This is a genomic window from Enterococcus sp. DIV1368f, assembly GCF_051712245.1.
In the GTDB taxonomy this organism is placed as follows: domain Bacteria; phylum Bacillota; class Bacilli; order Lactobacillales; family Enterococcaceae; genus Enterococcus; species Enterococcus faecalis.
The window spans coordinates 2,675,871-2,701,834 of record NZ_JBIOON010000001.1; the positions used below are offsets into that span (position 1 = coordinate 2,675,871).

Genomic DNA, 25,964 nt, shown 5'->3' on the forward strand with positions numbered 1-25,964 from the left:
GAAATGAACAATGCTTATGCATGCAACAATGGCAGCCTTAGCTGTATTTATCTGTTTTGCTGGGAATTATTTAACTGGTCAAAGTATGATGGAACGTCCCTTAGTCGTTGGATTAGTCACAGGAATTTTAATGGGCGACATGAAAACAGGGGTCTTAATGGGGGCCTCTTTAGAAGCAATTTTCTTAGGAAATGTTAATATCGGTGGTGTTATCGCAGCGGAACCTGTAACTGCGACTACTTTAGCCACAACGTTTGCAATTATTTCAAATGTCGAACAAAAAGCCGCCATGACGTTAGCCGTACCAATTGGGATGTTAGCCGCTTTCGTGGTGATGTTTTTAAAAAATGTCTTTATGAATATCTTTGCTCCTTCTCTTGACAAAGCAGCACGTGAAGGCAACCAAAAAATGGTTGTGACACTGCATTACGGAACGTGGATTATTTATTATTTAATCATCGCTTCGATTTCATTTATCGGAATTTTAGCAGGAAGCGGGCCAGTAAATCTGTTTGTTGAAAGCATTCCACAAAATTTGATGAACGGCTTAAGCGCAGCTGGCGGACTTTTACCTGCCGTTGGGTTTGCTATGTTAATGAAACTGTTATGGGATAATAAATTAGCCGTCTTTTACATTTTAGGCTTTGTTTTAACCGCGTACCTACAATTACCAGCCGTTGCGGTAGCGGTCATCGGGACAGTAATCTGTGTCGTGAGTGCCCAACGGGATGTAGAATTTCGCGACATTCTAAAAAGAAAACCTGCGGCGTCTTCTGCGGTTGAAGGCAGCGCGAAAGAAATCGAAGAGGAGGACTTTTTCGCATGAAGTTAAAAGAGAATTTATCTAAAGAAGAGAAAAAAATGATGCGCTCTGTTTTCTGGCGTTCTTGGACGATGAACGCTAGCCGGACAGGAGCTACACAATACCACGCAGTGGGTGTCATGTACACTTTACTCCCAGTTATCAATCGTTTTTATAAAACCAAGGAAGAACGGGCCGAGGCATTGGTGCGTCACACCACTTGGTTCAATGCAACCATGCATATCAATAACTTCATCATGGGGCTCGTTGCTTCGATGGAAAAACAAAACAGTGAAGACGAAAACTTTGATGCTAGCTCTATTACAGCAGTTAAAGCCTCACTAATGGGGCCACTTTCAGGCATCGGTGATTCCTTCTTCTGGGGCATCTTGCGTGTCATTGCTGCCGGTATTGGGATTTCATTAGCCAGCACTGGTTCGCCATTAGGGGCGATTGTCTTCTTACTTTTATACAACGTTCCTGCGTTCCTGATTCACTATTATGCGTTGTATAGCGGCTATTCAATCGGTGAAAGTTTTATCCAAAAAATGTACGAATCAGGCGGAATGAAGATACTCACAAAAGTATCGAGTATGCTAGGCTTAATGATGATGGGCAGTATGACTGCTTCGAATGTAAAATTCAAAACGATTCTTGAAGTTTCCGTTAAAGGAAGCGAAGACGTAGTTAAAATCCAAGACTATTTGGATCAACTATTCGTCGGTATCGTACCATTAGCCGTGACGTTACTTGCTTTCTGGCTATTACGCAAAAAAGTCAATGTTAACGTGGTGATGTTTGGCATCATGTTCTTAGGCATCTTGCTAGGATTACTAGGCATCTGTTAAAATTGAAACAATAAACATTTAATTATTAAACACTTAGAGCCTGAGACAAAAATCCAAAGTGATTTTTATCTCAGGCTTAAAAGCTGATAAACGGCGGGAACAGAAGCAACCCCTTTCCCGACCTCTCTTTTGGAAGGACGATGAATCATGCGCTTGGAGACCTACCAACACTTAGTTGATATTTTAGAAACCAGCAACACCCCGATGAGCACACAAGAAATTGCCACAAAAATTCAATTAAGCCGCTCGGTAACCAGCTTATACTTAAATAAATTATTGGAAAAAGGTGAAGTCCAACAAACGGGAAAAAAACCCGTTTATTGGCAATTAACCCGTGCAACAACCCCCACGACCGATGTGTTTCGACAATACATCGGTAGCCAAGGCAGCGCCAAAAAAGCCATCGAACAATGCAAAGCCGCTATGTTGTATCCCCCATTGGGTATGCCTTTATTAATCCATGGAGCCAGTGGCGTCGGCAAAAGCTTTTTGGCAAAGCTGATTTATGAGTATCTGAAAAATGAACAAATCATTGGCCTGGAAAAATTCTACACCTTTAACTGTGCCGATTATGCCAATAATCCCGAATTGCTATCATCCATTCTCTTCGGCCATACCAAAGGCGCATTCACTGGGGCTGAATCAGAAAAACAAGGACTCTTGGCCCAAGCTAATAATTCCGTACTCTTTTTAGATGAAGTACATCGATTATCCAACGAAAACCAAGAAAAACTCTTTCAGTTTATGGATACAGGGACCTTCCGCCCTATTGGTGAAGAAGGAAAAATGGTGCATTCCAAGGTCCGGCTACTATTTGCGACCACCGAAAACCCGAAAAAAGTCTTATTACCAACCTTTTATCGCCGAATTTCCGTAATCGTCTCACTTCCGAACTTCAAAGAGCGCCCCATTCGAGAACGGATTGCGATTTTAAAAAACTTATTCCACCGAGAAGCGAAACGAATGACCAAAGACATCAACGTGGACGAAGAAATCTTTACGGCATTATTAGAAAATGACGAACCTGGCAACGTGGGAAGTTTATCCAACAAAGTGCAGCTCCTTTGCGCGTCGCAATTACGAAAAACTTTGCCCAATCAACCCGTCGTCATTGGCGATGCGACTCAACCAATGATTGCGATTCCTTTAGACAAAGAAGTGTTAGAAGAAGACACACTTTCTTCCGATATTTTCGCAACATTTGAAGCCTTATTTACAAAAGAAAAAACACTGGCCCACTTAAAAACTGAACTGACACAATTCATTAAATATTGTTTAGACGATGAAATAACCTTAGAAAATGATTATTTTTTACAAAACCTAGTCACGGAAGTCCAAACCAAAAACAAACTAATTATTAACCAACCTGAACAAACTGAAAAACCGATGAAAGATGTTGCCAAATTGCTGAAAATTTTACCGCCAACATTTAACGAAACAATGCTCCTTCCAGTCCAAGCACAGTTAAAAGAACACTATCCGCGAACGGTTTCCCTCGTGAAAAACTTAGTCAGTCCGCTGCCAGAAGAATACCGTTTCTTGACAGAGGTACTCTTATCTGTATTACTTAGCGGAGAAATTTCTGAAACGATTCCTTACCAAGCGCTCCTCGTGGCGCATGGTGAATCGACTGCCACAAGTATTCAAGCCGTTGCCAACAAATTATGTGGTACCTATATTTTTGATGCGATTAACATGCCCTTAACCTCTTCGGTCAGAGATATCGTCGCCGAAGTTAAAGAGTGGCTTTCTCAGCGGGACACATCACAAGGCGTCATTATGCTCGTCGATATGGGTTCCCTGACACAACTTTATAAAAGTTTGAAACCGCAAATTCTTGGAGAACTTTTGGTGATCAACAACCTGACCACTGCCTATGCGTTGGAAATTGGTCATCAATTAATGAACGAACAACTTTTCTATGGTATTGCTAAAACCGCTGAAAAAAAATTTAAAACCGATGTACAGTACTTTGAAGGCTTTTCAGTGGAAAAAAATATCATTGTCTCTAGTATTTCAGGTCTGGATATTGCCAAGCAAATCAAACAAATCTGTCAAAAATACTTGTATACTGATATTAAAGTCATTACCCTAAAATACAAAGATTTGGTGAACACGTTAGACATTGCCAACGCCGAAGAAAATTATTTAAAAGAAACCTCGCTCATTTTGACGACGTCCTACTTAGACAATCATACGAATGTTGCTAGCGTGAACCTCTTAGACATGTTAGACGAAGATGCAGGAACCCAGTTGATGGAACCTTTCCAAAACTTGATGCATCCCAATAACATTGATAGCATGATTAACGAATTTGTTCACTTCTTCTCGAAAGAGGGCTTGTCAGAAAAACTAGAATTTCTAAATCCTGACGTCATTATTAAACAAGTCGAAAATGTTACAAAAAACATTGAAAAACGTTTCGACCTCACACTCAGCGGCAAAATGAAATTTAACTTAATGATGCACAACGCGCTCATGGTAGAGCGGACAATGCTCGGCGTTGAAGACTATGAAGTCCCTGCTAACCTAGAGGAACTAACCATTAACCAAAAACCATTTTTCCAAAATGCTAAAAACATTTTCTATACTCTAGAACAGTTTTATCGAATAGAAATTTCCAACTGGGAACTCTATGTGATTTATGAAATTTTGTCTTCTCGGTGAGGGGGGATGGGAAAAGCCACTTTCCAGAGGAAAGTGGCTTTTTTTAGTTTTTTGTTTAGTAAGATATTTCAGTCTGCTCCTTGTTACTCTCTTCTTTAGAACTCAGATTTTTTTCAGTAATATCTTCTTTTAAACTTTCCTTATTTTCTTTTCCATCATTATCAAAATCTATAAATTCATCCATACTGTCTTGTGTTTTCAGTACGTCTGTTTGATTCATATCAGGATTTTCCTTAAATTTTGATTCACTAACTATATCTTTTACTGCCCCACTATTCACATACCCACAGAATGTGTTTCCTCGATACAATTCATGATAGGATGCATTATTGGTAGAGTTATAGAATATTCGGTTTACCGTGTATGCATTTCCAGCTACTGACATCCCTAATTTCCCTTGATAATTTAAATCTTTCCAAAGTGTTGTCGTACTATTTGTTAAAATTACTTGTTTTTTATCAAACGTTTCTATTGGCGTATATTCAAACAAACTCTCTTTTACATAACCTACCCATTCCGACATTGTCTCGTCTCTATACAATGAATGTAAGATTGTTCCATTTCCTAGATCGTAAGAAACATTAGAATAATAAATTCTTCCCCGCTCTGTCTTTCCTCTGATATTTGTTTGTTCATAATTACCAAAAATCTCTTGGTTATCTTCTGTCACCGTCACATATTTTTTAATAGATTCACTAACTATATCTTTTACTGCCCCGCTATTCACATACCCACAGAATGTGTTTCCTCGATACAATTCATGATAGGATGCATTATTGGTAGAGTTATAGAATATTCGGTTTACCGTGTATGCATTTCCAGCTACTGACATCCCTAATTTCCCTTGATAATTTAAATCTTTCCAAAGTGTTGTCGTACTATTTGTTAAAATTACTTGTTTTTTATCAAACGTTTCTATTGGCGTATATTCAAACAAACTCTCTTTTACATAACCTACCCATTCCGACATTGTCTCGTCTCTATACAATGAATGTAAGATTGTTCCATTTCCTAGATCGTAAGAAACATTAGAATAATAAATTCTTCCCCGCTCTGTCTTTCCTCTGATATTTGTTTGTTCATAATTACCAAAAATCTCTTGGTTATCTTCTGTCACCGTCACATATTTTTTAATAGGTTCACTAACTATATCTTTTACTGCCCCACTATTCACATACCCACAGAACGTGTTCCCTCGATACAGTTCATGATAAGATGCATTATTGGTAGAGTTATAGAATACTCGGTTTACCGTGTATGCATTCCCAGCTACTGATATCCCTAATTTACCTTGATAATTTAAATCTTTCCAAAGTGTTGTCGTACTGTTTGTTAAAATTACTTGTTTTTTATCAAACGTTTCTATTGGTGTATATTCAAACACATTCTCTTTTACATAACCTACCCATTCCGACATTGTCTCGTCTCTATACAATGAATGTAAAATTGTTCCATTTCCTAGATCGTAAGAAACATTAGAATAATAAATTCTTCCCCGCTCTGTCTTTCCTCTGATATTTGTTTGTTCATAATTACCAAAAATCTCTTGGTTATCTTCTGTCACCGTCACATATTTTTTAATAGGTTCACTAACTATATCTTTTACTGCCCCACTATTCACATACCCACAGAATATGTTTCCTCGATACAATTCATGATAAGATGCATTATTGGTAGAGTTATAGAATACTCGGTTTACCGTGTATGCATTTCCAGCTACTGATATCCCTAATTTACCTTGATAATTTAAATCTTTCCAAAGTGTTGTCGTACTGTTTGTTAAAATTACTTGTTTTTTATCAAACGTTTCTATTGGTGTATATTCAAACACATTCTCTTTTACATAACCTACCCATTCAGCTGCAGTCTCATCTTTGTACAATGAATACAGAACACTACCGTCGCCTAAATTATAGCCTATCGTAGCATAATAAATTCTTCCTCTCTCTGTTTTCCCTTTAGTACTTGTCAATTCGATATTACCAAAAATATCCTGATTAGCCTCTGTGATAGTGATATATTTATTAACTGTTTGCGTTGTTATATCTTTTACTGCCCCACTATTCACATACCCACAAAACGTGTTTCCCCGATACAATTCATGATAAGATGCATTATTGGTAGAGTTATAGAATACTCGGTTTACCGTGTATGCATTCCCAGCTACTGATATCCCTAATTTACCTTGATAATTTAAATCTTTCCAAAGTGTTGTCGTATTATTCGTTAAAGAAACTTTTTTTCTGTTAAAAGTTTCTAACTGTGTAAATTCTGAAGATCCTTGTCTTAAATATCCAATCCAGGCTGTTCCTTTTTCATCTTCATATACAGAGTACAATAATTGTCCGTTAGACAATTTGTACGCTATCTTTACATAATAAATTCTTCCTCTAACTGTTTTTGCTTTTTTGGTAGTACACTCAATATTTTCAAAAAAATCTTGTCCATCTTTAGTTATAGTAATATATTTATTAATAGCTTGTTTTTCAGGAGAAGAGGATATATCTTTAAAATGTATATACCCATCAACAGAGTTTTTACTAATCCATCTAGAATTATATCTTCCTGTATATCCATAATTATATTCTTCAATCAAAACTCTATCCCCATCAACTGCCGCTACCCAAGCTACATGATACATACTGTTCCAATAAGCTACTGATCCTCTTCTGGGTATCATATCTACCTTATAGCCTTGCCTTCTAGCATTATTTCCCCATTGGTTAGCATTCCAGTCTAAACCATCACGTCTAATATCAAACTTATTTTCCACACTCAATCGATTTGCCACAAAGGAAGTACAGTATCTTGTAGCCATACCCCAATCATCAGTAGTTGCACCTAAAGGCAGATTTTTCCATTTAGCAGGATAATCATCACCTATTACTTTATCTTCTGCATTTACTACCCCTGATTTAAAAGAAAAGCTCATAACAACTAATAAAATCCCTAAAAACGCCCATATTTTTTTATTCTTTCTCATAAAATAACCCTTTCATATAAATATATTTTATAACATTTAAATTATAACACTTAAGCTTGTGAATTAAAACACAATTATGGCTAAAGTTATTAAATGTTTTGTAAATAAAACAAAGATATAAAATACCGATTTTTCATGCTATACACTTTCCAACTCCGTCACCACATTTTTCAACTCTTCTTGCTGATTCTTTGATCGGCGCAGGCCTCTATTTGCTACATAGTTACTAATGTTGATTTTTTGATAGTTTTTTCAATTTGTAAAAGTTGTTCCTGTAAACGTGCAAGTATTTCTGCTGCTCCTTCCATAACCTCATCAAACATTTACTGATTCTCCTTTCGTCGTAACCCCTGCCACTCATCTTCATATGTATTCATTTCCTTTCTATACACTTGTCTGTTCTCTTCTAACTTTTCTTCCAGTTGGAACAATGATCGACGGATGGCTTGTTGCCCATCATTTTTCGCTTGCTCGAGCACTCGATAAACAGTTGATAGTCTCTGGACCTCCCTCAACTTCTGCTTTTTTAGCATTTCTTTGTGCTTGCTGTGCTAATTGAGCTAATTTTTGATTTGTCACTATTTGGTTAGCAATTGTTTTTTCAGTTGACAAATCAGTTCATTTAGTTTTTTTCGATTTTTGTCATTTTCCTTCATATAGTTGAATTGGCTGATTTTGGATAATCATTTCAATCGCTCCCTCCTATGCTAAAGTATTTCTTTGTTCAGATAACGAAATCTTTATTTCCATATCTCTAGCCTCGGACAAAGTATTTTGCCAGATTTTTTGAGTTTTTTCGCTTGACTCTTCTTGTTCATATAACTACTCAATATACCGCTCAACACGACTCCCCTATCATTCCCATTAGTAATTTTTTATTATGATTTTATTTAAGCTAAACACATGATTTTATGTTTTGAACTATCCTTCTATAATATTTTATAGACATAAGTAAAAACACAGGTCAACGCTTATTTTGATGACATACGAATGATTAAATTAATCAATTTCAATTATGCATCGAGACAAAAAAACACTTTCTATCAGCAGAAAGTGTTTCAATAAATATTTCGTTTAGGCAGCGCTGTTTCCTGTAGTGTAAACGAACAAGAAAGTGAACAAAATGGACACGCCAACCATTATTAATTTTTTCGTTTTGTCGGGGTCCTCTTGAAGTAGCCATTTAATCAACAGACTGCCTCTAATCCGTTGACTTGCCTTCTCTTTTTCAGTCGCTGACTTTGTATACCGCCAACCACAAAAGTGCCAACGAAGTAAATTGGCGTACCAAGCCCGATAGTTTTTAGATAGAAAACCACCACAGATAAACAACGCTCCTAATAAAATATCTAAATACAACCAAACAACAAATGTTAACGGAATATCGATTAATGAATAATTCTTCACTTCAATCACTTGATCTTTCAAACCAAATTGATGAATAATCCGTTCTTGGTATTCAGAATCCGTCTCCGCTTCTTCTTTTCCCCCAACAACTTTTATGGCTGACTCGACGCCCATACCTTTTATAAAAGCTTGCTTGGAATGACAATACTTACATTCCACCACTTGATCAGCGGTATCGTACCATCTAAACGCATTCGCCCCACAACTTTGACAAACCACACTACTCATTTTTTGCCTCCGATATTCGTTATTTTTTATGGCTATGTTTCATTACTTAATGATACCATTTTTTGGAGAATTCGGCTTATTTCTGAAGAAGTTGCTTTTGTTCAGCTAATTATTTTAAGATATAGCTAGTAGGGCATAAGTCGTTTCGACTTATGCCCTATTTTCTTTATATAACATTTTTATTGCCAATCAATTCACTTTTTTTTCCGCCCAATCTGCTGAATATTGTTTTCCTGCGACTAGGTCATACTGAATCAATTCATAATCATGAAGCAACTCTTTTTGCTCCTTCGTAAGATCTTTTTCTTCTGTCGTTTTATTTTGATCACCAGCAAATACTTTTTTACCATTCTGAACGTTTTGACTACCAGAATTAGGGTCAATTGTTGTAGCTGGTAAATTATTTGTCACTGCTGTTAACAAGGCATAAAATGGTGTCACTTTAATATTAGCTTGCTCGAGCGCCAATGAAGAAAACATATACGGAGATACTAATGAATAATTCGGCAGTTTTCTTTGTTGTTGAGCATATTTATTGTTATATACGAAATAATCTGTTTCTCGATACAACAAAGGATACTTCGCTAAATCTTGTTCCTTATAGATGCCTGGTAAATGATCTCCATACCAAACAATTGTAATTGGTTTTTCAATTTTATCAATTTCTTCAATAAATTTCTGCGTTGCTTGATCTGTATAATTTAAACCTTGAAGATAGGTCTTCATTTGATTTCTATTACTTTCTGCCACACCGGCCCCGTCGAAATCAAATGTATCTTCTTTGTAGTAATTGTTATACGGCATATGATTTTGCATTGTAGATAGTTGGATAAACTGAGTCTTACCTTCCGTTGCATTTATCGCATCAATTGTTTCTTGATAGGCTGCTTCATCTGAAATATACGGATTCGCTTCAATCTTTTGTGTATAATTCAATCCATCTGGACTTCCAATATAATGAAATTTATCAAACCCAAACTTTTCAAATACATTTAAACGACTGTAAGTATTTGCTGAAAATGGATGAATTGCCACAGCTTCATCAAATAAATTTAAAAAAGTCGGCGTCTTTTTTTGCTTGTTCACTAACTGAGTGTAAGGAACAGGCAAGGTAGCCCCCAAGTTACTTAAATCCATCCCTGTCAACGATTGCCACTCCATGTTTGCTGTACCTCCACCATAACCTGAGGAAAGCATTAAACCCGATGTTGTTTCTTTAGATAACTGTGTAATAAACGGAAATGGATTATTGTTCAAGGTTATATCCTTCAATCGAGACGGATCACTGAAGCTTTCGCTAAGAGTAAAAATAACCGTTTGCTCTTTTTGCCAATCCTGACGTTCTGAATTTATTTTTTTAGCCTCTGCATCATACTTGGCCATAATTTTTTTAATGTTCTCTTGTGAGTATCCAGAGGGTTCCTCCATAATTTTCACATCAATATTACTTAAAAATTGGATAACTGGACCATTAATCTGTGTCCCACGTCTTTGATTATAAAATTGACTATCAATACGGAAAAGCTTAAATACCAAATTAGGCAGCGAGTTCTGATGGTTAATGAAAAAGACCCCTGAAAAAAACACTAAAATTGAGACAATTCCTAATACTCGTTTTTTTATGTTTATTTTTAGATGATAGGTTCTTTCCAAACGTTTTTGTAGAATCCAAGAATAAATTCCTACTAAAACTAAACCAATGACGCTAACAATAAGAATGACAGGATTTAGCATATCTAAAATTTCACTAATACTGTTTAAAAAAGCTAAATCTGCTGGTAAAATTGGTTCAAGTCTATATTTAATTTTCAAAACTGTCGCGATAGTTAAAACAAGATTTATCACTAAGGTAAACGCAAACGCATACCAAAATCTATTAATCAATAAAATAACTAACATTAAGAATGCCATGATTACTATTACGTTTAAGAAAACTTGTGCTTGTCTATAGATAAAAATAGTAAAAATAGAACGAAGTGCTATATCCTTCGATCCGTAATCTGCAATTAATAACATTTGCATAATCGTGAATAAGTAGAAAAATAGCGCACTATAAAATAATCTGCGGTAAGCGCAGACCCAGTTCCATAGCTTACTTAATTTCAATTTTAGTTGTGAAAAATTTTCTACTCTTAAATTCTGCTCAATTTTACGATATAGCGGAATTTTTTGTAAAAGTAATACAACACAGCTAGAAAGAAGTGCTACTATCAAATAAGCAATAGTTAAATAGATAATTTGTTTTGCCCAAACAGTACCAGATTTCACCTCTGTTTGAACAAATTTCTCAGAAACTAGACGTGTAACAATTGGCCAGTTTACTAAGATTTGTACAACTAATAAACTTGTAGATAGCACATTAAAATTTAAACGCAATAAGGAAAATCGTTTATTTACATTTTCTAAAAATATAAATAAAGAGATTGAATAATACACGGAAAAAAGAGACCAAGGAACATTGAATCGAGTAGCAGTACTTGTTCCTTTGTTTAAAAATAGAGAAATATGCGTCATTAGTAAAACTAAGCTTGCTAATATTACTATTCCAAAAGTCACTTGAATAAATTTCAAATGATAACGAGGAAGAAATTTAAACCGATAAATGGTGTAGCCAACTAAGTAAAAATAAACTAAAAGTAAAATGCTATTGCCGCTAGCCATTCCCCAAATATCTTTTCCAAAAAAAGTTGGTAAAGCGATTAAAAAGAACGTTAGTAGTGACATAGTCCATTTGATTTGTTCGTTCTTTAACCGATCTAAATACTCGTATAAATAAGGGCTTAATAAAAACAAAAGCAAGTAACCCGTAGCAAATGGAAAAATATTTTGACTAATTGGAAAGAGTATCGTCCAATAATCACGTATATTTAATGAAAAAGAAGCCAAAGACAAATTTAAAACGAGTGTTCCAAAAACATATAATAAATAAAAATTTGCAAATTTAGCTAGCGGCTTGGTTCCTACTGCTTTTTTTCCGTGGTACCCCATATATAAAGCCAATAAATTCCCACCAACTGCAACTAATCCTAATGCTACTGAATAAAGATAAAAACGCGTACCATTTTGGTCATATTGTGGAATCGCTGTACCCGAAAATAATACATGTTGAACAATTATAAAAATACATGCCATAATTGGTGTAACTATTGGGTATTTTTTTGATTCTATCATATTTTCACCTATCTTTAATTTAAAAAAACCGTCCAAAATGGACGGTTTATAATTTTAGTTTCCTCATTTGGAAAGTGTCTTTCAAAATGATAATTGATTGGCACTCGATTTCCAAGGAAATCTTCGTCCCAGATTGTTTTCGTAAGCGAACACGTTCGCAACGACTCCAAATAATTAACGTTTTGAGAACTGTGAAGCTTTACGGGCTTTTTTAAGACCTGGTTTTTTACGTTCAACCATACGTGCGTCACGAGTAAGTAACCCAGCGCGTTTTAAAGCAGAACGGAAGTCAGGATCTACTTGTAACAATGCACGAGCGATTCCGTGACGGATAGCTCCTGATTGTCCAGCATAGCCACCACCGTTTACGTTTACGATTACATCGTAAGCGCCTTTTGTTTCAGTTACGCCAAATGGTTGGTTGATAACTTCACGCAAGTCAGCATGTGGAATATATTCTTCTACGTCTTTTTTGTTTACAGTAATTTTACCAGTACCTGGTACTAAGCGTACGCGGGCAACTGCATTTTTACGACGGCCTGTGCCGCTATATTGTACTTGTGCCAATGAATTTCCCTCCTTAAATTAAGTTCGTGATATCTAATACTTCTGGTTGTTGTGCAGCATGTGGATGCTCAGCTCCACCGTATACGTTCAATTTAGTAAATTGTTTACGTCCTAAAGTGTTTTTAGGTAGCATACCTTTTACAGAAGTTTCGATAAGACGGCGAGAGTTTTTGTCGCGTAATTCACCAGCAGTCACTGATTTTAATCCTCCAGGATACATTGAGTGACGGTAGTAAATTTTGTCTGTAGCTTTTTTACCTGTTAATTTTACTTTATCAGCGTTAATTACGATTACGAAATCTCCAGTATCCACATGTGGTGTGAATGTTGGTTTATTTTTACCACGTAGTACAGAAGCAACAACTGCTGATAGACGTCCTAAAGGAACATCTGTTGCATCTACTACGTACCATTTACGTTCTACTTCGCCAGCTTTGGCCATATATGTTGTACGCACGTTTCTTTCCTCCAATTTTGTTTTCGATGTTTGACATACACTTGAGTTTCCGGGGCTCATTGTGGGGCAAACAATACCATTTAATATTTTACCTTCAATCACTGATAAAGTCAATGTTTTTCTGCGCTTTCAGAAAATAGATTTTCACTTATTTTTTTGTGCCTTTTAAACAGAAAAAAAACCGCCAACGTCAACGTCAGCGGCTTTGGGAGTTGTTTTAAATTATGCGTCAATACCAGGCGCTTTGCCAAGTTTGGCTTGTAACATCCAAATATTTTTTTCGATGTCTGTTTTGTTTGCGATGAAAATGTCTTGTGTGCAGTCGTCGCCTTCTTCACCAGAAACTTCGATTCCTTTTGCGTAAAGATCTGCTAAGTAACGGTAGCCTGCTACTAATTTTTCCATACGTTCTGGAATGGTGCGGTCCCAATTACCAATTTCATCTTCAATTTTTGTATTTTCTGCGAATTCACGCAATGTTGAGAATGGAGAGCCGTCCAATGTGATTAAACGTTCTGAAACAACATCTAATTGCTCATTGATTTGATCCATGTATTCATCCATTTGTGGGTGAAGTGTTAAAAATTCAGGTCCACGCATATACCAATGTGTTTGATGAATTACCACGGAAAATTGGCTTAAATCTGCAACGAGTTGGTTCAAAATTTCTTTTGTTTTTTCAAATTTCATTCTTTGTCATCCTCCTAAATATTTTTTCTACACTCTTAGTGTAATATGAATTGTGAAAAAAGTACACTGAAAACCTTTCTTTTTTAAAATTATTATCAAATTATAATAATTACAATTAAGAATCTAATTAATTTCCTGAAATCGCTGTTTTTTCATCCGCAGTGACGACTTTTTGTTCCGCTTGAGTGAGGATCGTGTCGAGTGCCTCCGTCAACTGGTCAGTATCTTCTTTTCCTGTGACGAAAGCTAAAAAAAACTGATTCAGTCTCAGTTGCTCCGCTGCCGGCAAGTACCATTGTCCTTCTACTTGCTTAACCGTTAATGGCAGTTCAACTGGCTCATGGCTGACATTGATTTGTTGGATTTCTTTTTTTAAAACGGCTAACGTGTGCTGCATGTCTAGCGCTTGTGTCGCCTGTTGCGTTTGCTGAAGAAGAGCAGTGGTTGTATCTTCAATCGCCGTCACAAAATCTAAGCCCTTAATCTGAAAAGTGATTGTCGCTTGCCCACTCAATTCTTTCGTGGCTACTAGTTGATATGACGCTTTTTTCTTCACTTGAGCCAGTAATTCTGCGCTAAGCTTCTGGGCTTCGGTCTCGGTGACTTCCGCGTTCATTTCTTTTAAGCTATTGAAAAACTGCTTCTGGAACTGTTGACGGCTCGTCTGCAAATGCTCCACTAAGACTTTCGGTTCACGAAAAGTTTGAGAGAATGTCGCTGTCTTTTCTTGATAAATAAAGTAATCTACCAACTGTTGCGCTGCTTTTTCGCCGGAACGAGACGGTGCACTGCAGCTTGCTAACGCCCCAATGAATAACAGAAATAGTGGTAGTAGCTGCTTCTTCATTTCTCATCCTCATTTCCTCAAGTCTTCGTCTCTCTTCTAGTTAAGCAACTTCTCAGCCATTTGTCAAAGCTATTTACTATCAATTATTTGCGGAATTCTGCTAATTTTTGATAACTTTGTGCTAAAACTTGTTGGGTTTCTTGAAAAACAGGATACAGTTCTTGATAAACTAGCAATTGATCCGCTCGTGGCGTGACCGTTTCATGAATCAGCACCTGTTGCGCCGCTGCTTGCAAATTTGGTAACTGCCCTAAGCCTTGCCAGCCTAGCAAAACAGCGCCTAATGCCGAAGCTTCGGTGCTATCAGTGAACGATAACGTTTCTCCCAGCACATCAGCCATGATTTGACGGAACACAGGGGAATCAGCAAAGCCGCCTGTCGCCCGAATCTCCTGAACGGGTCCACCGAGTTGTTTCAAATCCTCTAAAATAGTTTTTAAATTGAAACAGATTCCTTCCACCACCGCTCGAGCTAAATGTCCGGCGTGGTGATTTTTGCGCAAGCCAATAAAACTTGCGCTCGCCTCTGCATTCCACAGCGGTGCTCGTTCACCTAGCAAATAAGGATGAAACAGTAAGCCATTTGCCCCAGCTGGCACGGTTGCAATTTTGGCCATAATTGGGGCATAGAGATTGGTCCCGTTTTGAATAGCTTGCTGACGTTCTTCTGCAAAAATCGTTTGGCTCGCCCAATCTAACGCAACTGCACCATTACTACTTGCGCCACCAATCACCCAGTGCTGTTCATCTAGAGCAAAACAAAACGTTTCACCTTGCGGATGCAAAAAAGGTTCTTCGACAATATACCGAAGTGCACCGCTCGTACCGACGGTCAAAGTCGCTACACCCGTTCCTAGCGCTCCCAAACCTAAATTAGACAACGGGCCATCCGCGCCACCAAGAACTAAAACCGTTTCCTCCTCAACACCAAGCATCTCTTGCCAAGAAGGCGCTAACGCTGGAAAAATGAACGTTGACGGGGCAACTTTTGGCAACTGTTCCTCCTCAATAGATAAATACGCTAAAATCGACGATTCCCATTGCCGCGTGTGAATATTAAATAAACCCATCCCTGAAGCACTACTATAATCTGTCCAGTATTCGCCAAAGAAACGGTAAAAAATGTAGTCCTTAATCCCAATAAACTTGGCCGCGCTCTGCGCAACGGCTGGCTGATTTTCCTGCAGCCAGCGAATCTTGTACAAAGGTGCCATTGGATGAACTGGCATCCCTGTCAATTGATAAAACAATTGGGCCGCTGGCGTTTCTTTTAACGCTTCCGCATAATCAGATGCTCGTGTGTCAGCCCAAGTAATCACTTGGGTCAATGGGCGTCCTTGCGCATCCATGGCAATTAAGCCATGCATCGCTGAAGCAAAAGAAATGAGCCCAATTGGTTGATTCTTCACTTGTTGTGTGACGGTTCGAATACAGTTCACCACAGCTTGGAACAGCGTTTCTGGGTCTTGCTCCGCCATTCCTTCAGTCTCTTGAATTAATGGATAACGCACATAGCTAGAAGCTACGACTGTGCCATTGGGTTGAAAAGCCACTGCTTTGGCTTGCGTGGTGCCAACGTCGACACCAATCGCTAATTTTTCCATTTGATTCCCTCATTTCTTGTTTCTTTTATTATTCCTAACAAAAAAAGATTTGTCTAGTCAAACGAAAAAGTTTAAAAAAAGCGTAGTTTATTTTTAAGGAGGTAACCTATGTTTTTCTTGAGTCTCTTTTTGATTGGTGCCTGTTTCGGTTCTTTTTTATGCTTAGTGGCGGAGCGCTTACCAGTAGGGCGTTCTTTGTGGTGGCCCCCTTCCCACTGTCAAGGTTGCCACCAGCCTCTACAACTCTATGAATTAATTCCAGTTGTTTCGATTTTGCTGCAGCGCTTTCGTTGTCGAAAGTGTCAACAGCCAGTAGCTAAGAGTTATCTTTTAGCAGAACTTGTCATGGGCGGCTTAACCGCAAGCTGTTTTTCAGCTGGCCTGACGATTGATGCTTTGATTCTCTGGTGGTGGCTGACGAGTGCTTTCACATTATCCTTGATTGATTACTGGTATTTAGTGGTTGAACCGAAGATTCTTTATCCGAGTTTTTTTGTGCTTTGCTTGCTGAAAGTGGCGGGTCAGCATTCGTTTTACTTACTGACTGGTCTTTTTTGTTTTTGTTTTTTCCGAGCCGTCTTACATTATTTTCCGGAAGCCATGGGGCGAGGGGATCTTTTGTTACTGGGTTTGTGGGGCTGTTTTTTACAGGTACCTCAGTTGCTGATGCTACTATTTTTTGCCAGTAGTTATGGCCTAATCTATGGCTACAGCTGTAAATTTTTGGGGTATCCAGTTGAACAGACACTTCCCTTTGTCCCCTTTTTAAGTTTGGGCTTACTCACAATCAGTTGCTTATAGCAAATAAAAAAAGCCGCAAGGAGCATGCTCCTTACGGCTTTTTAGGGTTTATTTATTGATGTTTTTCATCGCATCTTCAGCAGCCATTTGTGCTTCAATGTCTGAAATACTATAAACGTTTTCGCTAGCTACGCCAACTTCTTTTGGTTCCATGTTACGGTAACGAGCCATACCAGTACCAGCTGGGATGATTTTACCAATGATAACATTTTCTTTCAATCCAAGTAATGGATCTTTTTTGCCACGGATAGCAGCATCTGTTAACACGCGTGTTGTTTCTTGGAAGGATGCAGCAGATAAGAAGCTGTTTGTTTCCAATGACGCTTTGGTAATACCAAGTAAGACTGGACGACTAGTAGCAGGGACGCCACCAGCAACTAATGTGTCGTAGTTACGGTCTTTAAATTCTGCGATGTCCATTAATGTTCCTGGAAGGATTTCAGTGTCACCTGGATCCATTACGCGGATTTTACGTAACATTTGACGAACCATTACTTCGATATGTTTGTCGCCGATTTCTACCCCTTGCATACGGTAAACACGTTGTACTTCACGTAATAGGTAGTTTTCAACAGATAAAACATCACGAACTTGTAATAATTGTTTTGGATCAATTGAACCTTCTGTCAACGGTGCACCACGGTGGATGATGTCGCCTTCAGCAACTTTCATACGTGCAGTGTAAGGGACAGTATAGGTACGTGTATCTGTTTTTCCTTTGATGGTTACTTCTTTTTGACGTGTGGCAGGATCTTCAGAAATATCGATAACTTCACCGGTTACTTCTGTAATCACTGCTTGCCCTTTCGGATTACGTGCTTCAAAGATTTCTTGGATACGAGGTAAACCTTGAGTGATATCGTCACCGGCAACCCCACCGGTATGGAACGTACGCATGGTTAACTGTGTACCAGGTTCCCCGATAGATTGAGCGGCGATTGTACCAACTGCTTCTCCGACTTCAACGTCAGAACCAGTTGCCAAGTTACGTCCGTAACAGTGCTTACATACACCATGTTTTGTGTTACATGTAAAGACAGAACGGATGGTTACTTTTTCAATACCAGCGTCCACGATTTCTCTTGCAAGATCTTCAGTGATTAATTGATCCGCACCAATGATGATTGCACCAGTTTCTGGATGAACAACTGATTTACGTGTATAACGACCTAATAGACGTTCGTCTAATGGTTCGATAATTTCGTTACCTTCACGAATGGCTTCGATTTCAAGACCACGGTCAGTGCCACAGTCGTCTTCACGAATGATTACGTCTTGGGCAACGTCAACTAAACGACGTGTTAAGTAACCTGAATCGGCTGTCTTCAAGGCCGTATCGGTCATCCCTTTACGAGCCCCGTGAGTTGAGATAAACATTTCTAAGACAGAAAGTCCTTCACGGAAGTTTGAGATGATTGGTAATTCCATGATTCGTCCATTCGGAGCGGCCATCAAACCACGCATACCAGCTAACTGTGTAAAGTTGGAGATGTTACCACGGGCTCCAGAGTCAGACATCATGAAGATTGGGTTACGAGCTTCCATACTTTCGATCAGTTTTTGTTGGATTTCGTCTTTGGCACCGTTCCAAACGCCGATTACACGTTCATAACGTTCGTCATCAGTAATTAAACCACGACGGAATTGTTTAGTAATTGTTTCAACTTGTTTGTGGGCAGCATCAATGATTGCTTGTTTTTCATGAAGAACCATGATATCGGCAATCCCTACCGTCATCCCAGCATAAGTTGAGTGTTTGTAACCTAAGTCTTTCATGCGGTCAAGCATTTTAGAGGTTTCCGTAATGTGGAATCTCTTGAAGACTTCAGCAATAATATTTCCAAGATTTTTCTTCTTGAATGGTAAAACTAATTCTTGCTCTTTAATGTGTGCAGGAATGTCTGTACCAGCTTCTACGAAGTATTTATCTGGTGTTTGAACAGTTAAGTTATAGTCTGTTGGTTCGTTCAAGTAAGGGAACTCAACAGGCATGATTTCGTTAAAGATGATCTTACCAACTGTGGTGATTAAGATTCGTTCTTTTTGCCAATCAGTAAATGGTTTGTCACCTAAAAGTGTTGTTTGAACCCCAATCCGTGAGTGTAAATGCACGTAGCCATTTTGCCATGCTAAAACAGCTTCGTTCATGTCGCGGAAGATCATACCTTCCCCTTCACGGCCTTCTTCTTCCATTGTTAGGTAGTAGTTACCTAAGACCATATCTTGAGATGGTGTAACAACTGGTTTACCATCTTTCGGGTTCAAGATATTTTGGGCAGCAAGCATTAACATACGAGCTTCTGCTTGTGCTTCTTCGTTTAGAGGCACGTGAACCGCCATTTGGTCTCCATCGAAATCGGCATTGTAGGCTTCACAAACTAATGGGTGAAGACGAATCGCACGACCTTCAACAAGAACAGGTTCGAAAGCTTGGATCCCTAATCTATGCAACGTAGGTGCCCGGTTAAGTAAAACTGGGTGTTCTTGGATAACTTCTTCTAAGATATCCCAAACTTCATCTTCGCCACGTTCGATTTTACGTTTCGCATTTTTAATGTTTGTTGCAATTTCACGTTGTACTAATTCACGCATTACAAATGGTTTGAATAATTCAATCGCCATTTCTTTTGGTAAACCACATTGGTACATTTTTAAGAACGGACCAACGACGATTACGGAACGACCAGAATAGTCAACACGTTTACCTAGTAAGTTTTGACGGAAACGACCTTGTTTCCCTTTCAACATGTGAGAAAGAGATTTCAATGGACGGTTACCTGGTCCAGTAACTGGACGGCCACGACGACCATTATCGATTAAAGCATCGACCGCTTCTTGTAACATCCGTTTTTCGTTTTGAACGATGATGCTTGGCGCATTTAAGTCTAATAAACGTTTTAGACGGTTGTTACGGTTGATAACACGGCGGTATAAGTCGTTTAAGTCACTTGTTGCAAAACGACCACCTTCCAATTGAACCATCGGACGTAAATCTGGTGGAATAACTGGGATAACATCCATTACCATCCAGCTTGGTTGGTTACCAGAGGCACGGAAGGCTTCTAAGATGTCTAAACGACGGATGGCACGTGTCCGTTTTTGACCAGAAGCTGTTTTTAATTCTTCTTTTAATTGCGCAACTTCGCCATCTAAATCGACGTTATCTAATAATTGTTTCACGGCTTCGGCACCCATAGCAGCTTTGAAGGCTTGGCCATATTGTTCACGTTTTTCACGATATTCGCGTTCCGTTAACAATTGTTTTTTCTCTAATGTTGTGTCACCTGGTTCGATGACAACGTATGAAGCAAAATAAATGACTTCTTCCAATGCACGAGGGCTCATGTCTAAAACAAGACCCATCCGAGATGGAATTCCTTTAAAGTACCAGATATGTGAAACTGGTGCGGCTAATTCAATATGTCCCATACGTTCACGACGTACTTTTGAACGAGTGACTTCAACGCCACAACGGTCACAGACAATACCTTTATAACGGATACGTTTATATTTACCACAAGCACATTCCCAGTCTTTGGTTGGACCAAAAATGCGTTCACAGAATAACCCTTCACGTTCGGGTTTTAATGTACGGTAGTTAATTGTTTCGGGTTTTTTAACTTCCCCATAAGACCAACTTCTGATCTTTTCTGGTGAAGCAAGCCCTATTTGCATACTTTCGAATTTATTTACATCGATCAAAAGGAATTCCCTCCATTTCCTTATTTAGAGAAGCTGAGTCAGCAACTTGTTAGCAAATGGCAAGCATCACTTGAAAGAAGGTCTGACGACACTTGGAACAAGTAATGGCTTGCGCAGTTGCAACAAAGTCGCAGTTGAATCAACTCATCAGAGTGGTAGCGACAAATTAGTCTCTGTCTTCGGCTGTTTCAATTTCTTGAACAACGTCTTGCGCTTCTTCTTTCACGACTGATTCTGCTTCTTTTTCCAGCTGTTTCGCTGATTGTTGTTCCGCAAATTTGGTTAGTGCGTCAACGGTGATTAAATCATCATCGTCATCGTCCATATCGCGTAACTCAATCTCAGCTTCCTCAATGTCCAAGACACGCATGTCTAAACCAAGTGATTGTAATTCTTTCACTAATACTCGGAATGATTCAGGCACACCTGGTTTTGGAATTGGTTCACCTTTAACGATGGCTTCGTATGTTTTCACACGTCCGACAACGTCATCAGATTTGTAAGTTAAGATTTCTTGTAATGTGTAAGCAGCACCGTAAGCTTCCAGTGCCCAAACTTCCATTTCCCCGAAACGTTGTCCACCGAATTGAGCTTTACCACCCAACGGTTGTTGCGTAACAAGAGAGTAAGGTCCGATTGAACGAGCATGCAATTTGTCATCAACCATGTGGGCTAATTTAATCATATACATGACACCAACGGAAATACGGTTATCAAATGGTTCACCTGTACGTCCATCGTAAAGAACTGTTTTAGCATCGCTAGCCATACCAGCTTCACGAACAGTTTCCCAAACGTCTTCATCGGTTGCCCCATCGAAAACAGGTGTTGCGACGTGAATACCTAATTGGCGAGCAGCCATACCTAAGTGTAATTCAAGTACTTGTCCGATATTCATACGAGAAGGTACCCCTAATGGGTTCAACATGATATCAACAGGTGTTCCGTCAGGTAAGAATGGCATATCTTCTTCCGGCATAATACGGGAAACAACCCCTTTATTTCCGTGACGTCCCGCCATTTTATCTCCTTCGTGAATTTTACGTTTTTGAACGATATAGACACGAACTAACATGTTGACACCTGGTGATAATTCATCGCCAGCTTCACGAGTAAAGATTTTCACATCATGAACGATACCGCCGCCACCGTGAGGTACACGGAGAGACGTGTCACGAACTTCGCGGGCTTTTTCCCCGAAGATTGCGTGTAATAAACGTTCTTCTGCAGATAATTCTGTGACCCCTTTAGGTGTGACTTTACCAACTAGTAAGTCGCCATCTTGAACTTCAGCACCAATGCGGATAATCCCCATTTCGTCTAAGTCTTTCAATGCGTCTTCCCCAACGTTTGGAATTTCACGGGTAATTTCTTCAGGTCCTAATTTTGTATCACGTGCTTCTGATTCATATTCTTCAATATGCACAGAAGTGTAAACATCGTCTTTAACTAAACGACGGCTCATGATAATGGCATCCTCGTAGTTGTAACCTTCCCATGTCATGAAGGCAACTAAGACGTTTTGCCCTAAAGCCATTTCGCCTTCTTCCATAGAAGGTCCATCCGCTAAAGTATCGCCTTTTTCAACTTTTTCACCTAAGTGAACAATTGGGCGTTGGTTGTAGCTTGTTCCTGAATTTGAACGACGGAATTTAGTAACCATATATTTGTCTAATGCGCCATTGTCGCGGCGAACGCGAATTTCTTTTGCATCGACGAATTCTACGACACCGTCATGTTTACATAGTAAAGCAGCACCTGAGTCATGGGCTGATTTATATTCCATCCCTGTACCTACCCACGGAGAGCGTGGTTGAATTAACGGCACCGCTTGACGCTGCATGTTGGCACCCATCAAGGCACGGTTGGAGTCATCGTTTTCTAAGAAAGGAATACATGCTGTTGCGACTGCGACTACTTGTTTTGGTGAAACGTCCATGTAGTCAACTTTGTCTACGGCAACTTCTAAGTTTTCACTTTGTAGACGCGCCATAACAACATCATTGGCAAATGTGCCATCTTCATTTAAAACTGAGTTCGCTTGCGCTACGATATAATGGTCTTCGATGTCTGCTGTTAAGTAATCTACTTGATCAGTAACACGGCCTGTCGCACGATCAACACGGCGATAAGGCGTTTCGATGAAACCAAATTTATTCACTTTTGCGTAACTAGATAAACTATTGATCAACCCGATATTTGGTCCCTCAGGCGTTTCAATTGGACACATACGACCATAGTGAGAGTAGTGAACGTCACGAACTTCATAACCGGCACGATCACGAGTCAAACCACCAGGCCCTAAGGCTGATAGACGACGTTTATGGGTTAACTCACCTAATGGGTTTGTTTGATCCATGAACTGTGATAACTGTGAAGAACCAAAGAATTCTTTGATACTTGCTACCACTGGACGGATGTTGATTAATTGTTGTGGTGTCAATGTTTCTGTGTCTTGAATAGACATTCTTTCACGAACCACACGTTCCATACGGGCTAAGCCAATACGGAATTGGTTTTGTAATAATTCACCTACTGAACGGATACGACGATTACCTAAGTGGTCGATGTCATCGACATTGCCGATATCTTCCATTAAGTTGAAGAAGTAGCTCATTGAAGCAACGATATCTGCTGGACGAACTGTTTTTACGCTGTCGTCTGGATAGCCGTTACCAATCACATTTACGATACGTTCAGGATCTTTTGGTGAAAGAACTTGAATCACTTGGATCGTCATTGGTTCAGTTACTACCGCATCTTCACTTGGATAGTAAGTTACGCTGTTTAAGCCGTTGTCAATGTATTCGCCTAATGTTTCCATGATTTGGTGTGTTAAAACCGTGCCTTTTTCGACAATGATTTCACCAGTTTCTGGATCAACTAGCGTTTCCGCTAAGGTTAAGTTTAATAGACGTGTTTTTAAGTCTAATTTTTTGTTAACTTTGTAGCGACCAACGTTTGCCAAATCATAACGTTTTGGATCAAAGAAACGTGCAGTTAACAAGCTACGTGAGCTATCTGCTGTTTTTGGTTCGCCTGGGCGAAGACGTTCATAAATGTCTTTCAAGCCTTCTTCTGTACGAGAATCACTTGCGTTTTTGTGTAAATCTTTTTCAATTGTGTTGCGTAAGCTTTCGCTGTCGCCGAAAATTTCGAAGATGGTATCATCTGAACCGAAACCTAAAGCACGAACTAACACAGTTAAAGGAATTTTACGTGTGCGGTCAATCCGAACATAAGAAATGTCTTTCGCATCTGTTTCCATTTCTAACCATGCACCACGGTTAGGAATGACTGTTGAGCCAAAACCTTCTTTGCCGTTTTTGTCCACTTTTCCATGGAAGTAAACACCTGGAGAACGAACTAATTGGGAAACGATAACACGTTCTGCCCCGTTGATGATGAAGGTACCCATTTCTGTCATTAATGGGAAATCGCCGAAGAAGACTTCTTGGGATTTAATTTCACCAGTTTCACGGTTGGTTAAACGTAATGTTACATGTAATGGCGCAGAATAGTTGGCATCATGTGCGCGGGCTTCTTCTACTGTGTACTTTGGTTCTTTTAATTCATAGTCAACAAATTCTAAGGATAAGTTTCCTTGGAAATCATCAATTGGTAAAATGTCTTCAAACATTTCACGAAGTCCCTCATCTAAAAACCATTGATAAGAGTCTGTTTGGATTTCAATTAAATTTGGTAATTCCAATACTTCACTGATACGTGCGAAACTTCTACGTTCGCGATGCTTTCCGTATTTTACTACGTGTCCAGCCAAGCTCTTCACCCCTCTAGTTATAAGTCTATCAAAACACCGATCCGAAAAATTACATTTACGTTACATATATTAAATATATGTAACAAAAAGCATTTTTTGCAGTTTTTAAGCAAAAAAAAACCAAAAATAGAACATGCTTCCGAAAAATTTTCTGGCGTTTCTACTTTTGTTTTCCTATAAAAAACCGGAACGGACAATATTTCGCTCCTGCTTCGTCACTTTCAGATAGTTTTTGCTCTATAGATTCTACTACCTTTATCTAGAAAAGTCAAGGGTTTCTTTAAGGTTTTCTTTTTCATAAAAAGGAGTTTTTTTGTAAAGGGTTTTAATGAAAAAATGCGTAATAAATAATTACGCATTTTTTCAACAACTAGAAAATATATTCAATTATTTGGTCAATTTTCGCCATATCTTTTAATGGCAAATGCTCAATCTGACTTAATTTTCTTTCAGTGAAGTCCAAAGATTTCAGTTGTGAGATCACTACTTGCCCATGAGTTTCTATGTCATCGGGCAACGTATATCGAGTGGGAATATTTTTAATGGTGGAAGTAATCGGGCAAATCACAGCAAACATGGTTTTCCGATTAAATTCATATCTTGACACGACTAAACCAGGGCGTCTCTTCTGAATTTCTTTACCTGCAGCAGGATCAAAATCAATCCATACAATATCTCCTTTTTTGGGAATGTACTTCTTTTCAACGTTCATTAAAAAAGTTCTCTCCCCTCAGGTGCAAGATCATGCCACTCATCTTTTTCATAATACTCACCTTCTGGACCTTCACTAAATGGATCCTGAATTTTAGGGACTAATGTAATTGTACCGTCGTCAGAATACATCACAATATATTCTTGGTCGACTTTTGGTTTTTTACCATTATCAGTGGGTAAAGTTAAAACGACCGAGCTTCCTTGTCTTCTTGATTTAGTTGTTAGCATGAAATCACTCCCTTCGCTTCATTATACTATGCCTTTGCAATGATGGAAAGAATTTTAAATCACACTTAATGTGACTGAGTTTACTATATAAGGCGTAATAAATAATTACGCATTTTCCCCTATCTTCCTGTTCACACACAAAAAAACGAATGCAAAGATGCATTCGTTTTTGACTAACCGCCACCTAATAAAAAGTCTAGGACATTCATGCCGCCGCTTGTTTGGCTGCGGTAAAGTTCGGTGTAGCCGCATTGGGTACAGCTAATTGTAATAAATTTTTTATTTTGAACATCAAAAATTTTCGCAAAGTTCCCACCTGTTGCTTGAAATTGGTCCGACACATAGTGCATGTTGCCACATTTCTCACAAACATATTGTTGCTTTTCCATTCCCCTCACTCCTTCTCAATAAAACAAGTATAGCAAACGCCTGCTTCATTTTCCTCCATCCTAAGATGGATTTTTTCA

Annotated in this window: 18 protein-coding genes; 4 read left to right on the plus strand and 14 right to left on the minus strand. The window is 38.7% G+C overall.

What is annotated here, in order from left to right; translation table 11 throughout:
- Window positions 1-10 precede the first annotated feature (10 nt).
- From IGL07_RS13045 to IGL07_RS13055, 3 genes are all read left to right on the plus strand, one after another.
- Entirely contained in the window at window positions 11-826 is an 816-nt protein-coding gene (locus IGL07_RS13045; RefSeq protein WP_002365419.1) for a PTS mannose/fructose/sorbose/N-acetylgalactosamine transporter subunit IIC, read from the plus strand.
- Window positions 823-1,650: a PTS system mannose/fructose/sorbose family transporter subunit IID gene (locus IGL07_RS13050; RefSeq protein ID WP_002360964.1), complete on the plus strand. Its 828-nt coding sequence runs from the start codon at window positions 823-825 to the stop codon at window positions 1,648-1,650. The genes IGL07_RS13045 and IGL07_RS13050 overlap by 4 nt, the downstream gene beginning before the upstream one ends.
- A gap of 147 nt (window positions 1,651-1,797) precedes the next feature.
- Window positions 1,798-4,317, plus strand: a complete 2,520-nt coding sequence (locus IGL07_RS13055; protein ID WP_010776200.1) for a sigma 54-interacting transcriptional regulator — start codon at window positions 1,798-1,800, stop codon at window positions 4,315-4,317.
- A 55-nt stretch (window positions 4,318-4,372) separates the two neighbouring features.
- On the opposite strand, the gene IGL07_RS13060 is transcribed toward IGL07_RS13055, so the two are convergent.
- The 9 genes from IGL07_RS13060 to IGL07_RS13100 form a co-directional block, all read right to left on the minus strand.
- Entirely contained in the window at window positions 4,373-7,300 is a 2,928-nt protein-coding gene (locus tag IGL07_RS13060; protein ID WP_202578176.1) for a CHAP domain-containing protein, read from the minus strand.
- A gap of 456 nt (window positions 7,301-7,756) precedes the next feature.
- Entirely contained in the window at window positions 7,757-7,912 is a 156-nt protein-coding gene (locus tag IGL07_RS13065) for a hypothetical protein (protein WP_438747454.1), read from the minus strand.
- A gap of 462 nt (window positions 7,913-8,374) precedes the next feature.
- Window positions 8,375-8,935: a hypothetical protein gene (locus IGL07_RS13070; RefSeq protein ID WP_010817722.1), complete on the minus strand. Its 561-nt coding sequence runs from the start codon at window positions 8,933-8,935 to the stop codon at window positions 8,375-8,377.
- Window positions 8,936-9,124: 189 nt separating this feature from the next.
- Entirely contained in the window at window positions 9,125-12,142 is a 3,018-nt protein-coding gene (locus IGL07_RS13075; RefSeq protein WP_025189602.1) for a sulfatase-like hydrolase/transferase, read from the minus strand.
- 138 nt (window positions 12,143-12,280) lie between these two features.
- A complete protein-coding gene (rpsI, locus tag IGL07_RS13080; RefSeq protein WP_002354786.1) occupies window positions 12,281-12,673 on the minus strand; it encodes a 30S ribosomal protein S9 in 393 nt (130 codons plus the stop codon).
- Between the two features lie 13 nt (window positions 12,674-12,686).
- Window positions 12,687-13,115: a 50S ribosomal protein L13 gene (rplM, locus tag IGL07_RS13085; protein WP_048670019.1), complete on the minus strand. Its 429-nt coding sequence runs from the start codon at window positions 13,113-13,115 to the stop codon at window positions 12,687-12,689.
- 237 nt (window positions 13,116-13,352) lie between these two features.
- Entirely contained in the window at window positions 13,353-13,820 is a 468-nt protein-coding gene (locus tag IGL07_RS13090) for a Dps family protein (protein WP_002354782.1), read from the minus strand.
- Window positions 13,821-13,947: 127 nt separating this feature from the next.
- The gene (locus tag IGL07_RS13095; RefSeq protein WP_010817724.1) at window positions 13,948-14,667 is read right to left on the minus strand and encodes a DUF5105 domain-containing protein; all 720 of its coding nucleotides are present in this window, start codon (window positions 14,665-14,667) and stop codon (window positions 13,948-13,950) included.
- Between the two features lie 83 nt (window positions 14,668-14,750).
- Window positions 14,751-16,271, minus strand: a complete 1,521-nt coding sequence (locus tag IGL07_RS13100) for a gluconokinase (protein WP_010817725.1) — start codon at window positions 16,269-16,271, stop codon at window positions 14,751-14,753.
- Window positions 16,272-16,379: 108 nt separating this feature from the next.
- Here IGL07_RS13100 and IGL07_RS13105 point away from each other — a divergent pair, with 108 nt between their 5' ends.
- Window positions 16,380-17,072, plus strand: a complete 693-nt coding sequence (locus IGL07_RS13105) for a prepilin peptidase (RefSeq protein WP_010817726.1) — start codon at window positions 16,380-16,382, stop codon at window positions 17,070-17,072.
- A gap of 48 nt (window positions 17,073-17,120) precedes the next feature.
- On the opposite strand, the gene rpoC is transcribed toward IGL07_RS13105, so the two are convergent.
- The 5 genes from rpoC to IGL07_RS13130 all read right to left on the minus strand — a co-directional run bounded on the left by rpoC (window position 17,121) and on the right by IGL07_RS13130 (window position 25,886).
- The gene (gene rpoC / locus IGL07_RS13110) at window positions 17,121-20,774 is read right to left on the minus strand and encodes a DNA-directed RNA polymerase subunit beta' (protein ID WP_002354777.1); all 3,654 of its coding nucleotides are present in this window, start codon (window positions 20,772-20,774) and stop codon (window positions 17,121-17,123) included.
- 166 nt (window positions 20,775-20,940) lie between these two features.
- Window positions 20,941-24,555, minus strand: coding sequence for a DNA-directed RNA polymerase subunit beta (gene rpoB / locus IGL07_RS13115; RefSeq protein WP_010712913.1), 3,615 nt, complete (start codon window positions 24,553-24,555; stop codon window positions 20,941-20,943).
- A gap of 370 nt (window positions 24,556-24,925) precedes the next feature.
- Window positions 24,926-25,267 carry a type II toxin-antitoxin system PemK/MazF family toxin gene (locus IGL07_RS13120; protein ID WP_002360937.1) on the minus strand — a complete coding sequence of 114 codons (342 nt, stop codon included), beginning with the start codon at window positions 25,265-25,267 and terminating at the stop codon, window positions 24,926-24,928.
- Window positions 25,267-25,497 (minus strand): type II toxin-antitoxin system PemI/MazE family antitoxin, encoded by a 231-nt coding sequence (mazE, locus tag IGL07_RS13125; protein ID WP_002354773.1) that lies wholly within the window; start codon window positions 25,495-25,497, stop codon window positions 25,267-25,269. Before mazE ends, IGL07_RS13120 begins: the two co-directional genes overlap by 1 nt.
- Before the next feature lie 173 nt (window positions 25,498-25,670).
- Window positions 25,671-25,886: a zinc ribbon domain-containing protein gene (locus tag IGL07_RS13130; RefSeq protein ID WP_002354768.1), complete on the minus strand. Its 216-nt coding sequence runs from the start codon at window positions 25,884-25,886 to the stop codon at window positions 25,671-25,673.
- Window positions 25,887-25,964: the final 78 nt, after the last annotated feature.

Bases quoted from the DNA above. Each gene is read 5' to 3' on its own strand.
- IGL07_RS13055 (WP_010776200.1), top strand. From the start codon at position 1,798: ATGCGCTTGGAGACCTACCAACACTTAGTTGATATTTTAGAAACCAGC.
- IGL07_RS13120 (WP_002360937.1), bottom strand. From the start codon at position 25,267: ATGAACGTTGAAAAGAAGTACATTCCCAAAAAAGGAGATATTGTATGG.
- rplM (WP_048670019.1), bottom strand. From the start codon at position 13,115: ATGGCCAAAGCTGGCGAAGTAGAACGTAAATGGTACGTAGTAGATGCA.
- mazE (WP_002354773.1), bottom strand. From the start codon at position 25,497: ATGCTAACAACTAAATCAAGAAGACAAGGAAGCTCGGTCGTTTTAACT.
- IGL07_RS13045 (WP_002365419.1), top strand. From the start codon at position 11: ATGCTTATGCATGCAACAATGGCAGCCTTAGCTGTATTTATCTGTTTT.
- IGL07_RS13070 (WP_010817722.1), bottom strand. From the start codon at position 8,935: ATGAGTAGTGTGGTTTGTCAAAGTTGTGGGGCGAATGCGTTTAGATGG.
- IGL07_RS13130 (WP_002354768.1), bottom strand. From the start codon at position 25,886: ATGGAAAAGCAACAATATGTTTGTGAGAAATGTGGCAACATGCACTAT.
- IGL07_RS13105 (WP_010817726.1), top strand. From the start codon at position 16,380: ATGTTTTTCTTGAGTCTCTTTTTGATTGGTGCCTGTTTCGGTTCTTTT.
- IGL07_RS13100 (WP_010817725.1), bottom strand. From the start codon at position 16,271: ATGGAAAAATTAGCGATTGGTGTCGACGTTGGCACCACGCAAGCCAAA.
- IGL07_RS13090 (WP_002354782.1), bottom strand. From the start codon at position 13,820: ATGAAATTTGAAAAAACAAAAGAAATTTTGAACCAACTCGTTGCAGAT.
- IGL07_RS13050 (WP_002360964.1), top strand. From the start codon at position 823: ATGAAGTTAAAAGAGAATTTATCTAAAGAAGAGAAAAAAATGATGCGC.
- IGL07_RS13060 (WP_202578176.1), bottom strand. From the start codon at position 7,300: ATGAGAAAGAATAAAAAAATATGGGCGTTTTTAGGGATTTTATTAGTT.
- IGL07_RS13095 (WP_010817724.1), bottom strand. From the start codon at position 14,667: ATGAAGAAGCAGCTACTACCACTATTTCTGTTATTCATTGGGGCGTTA.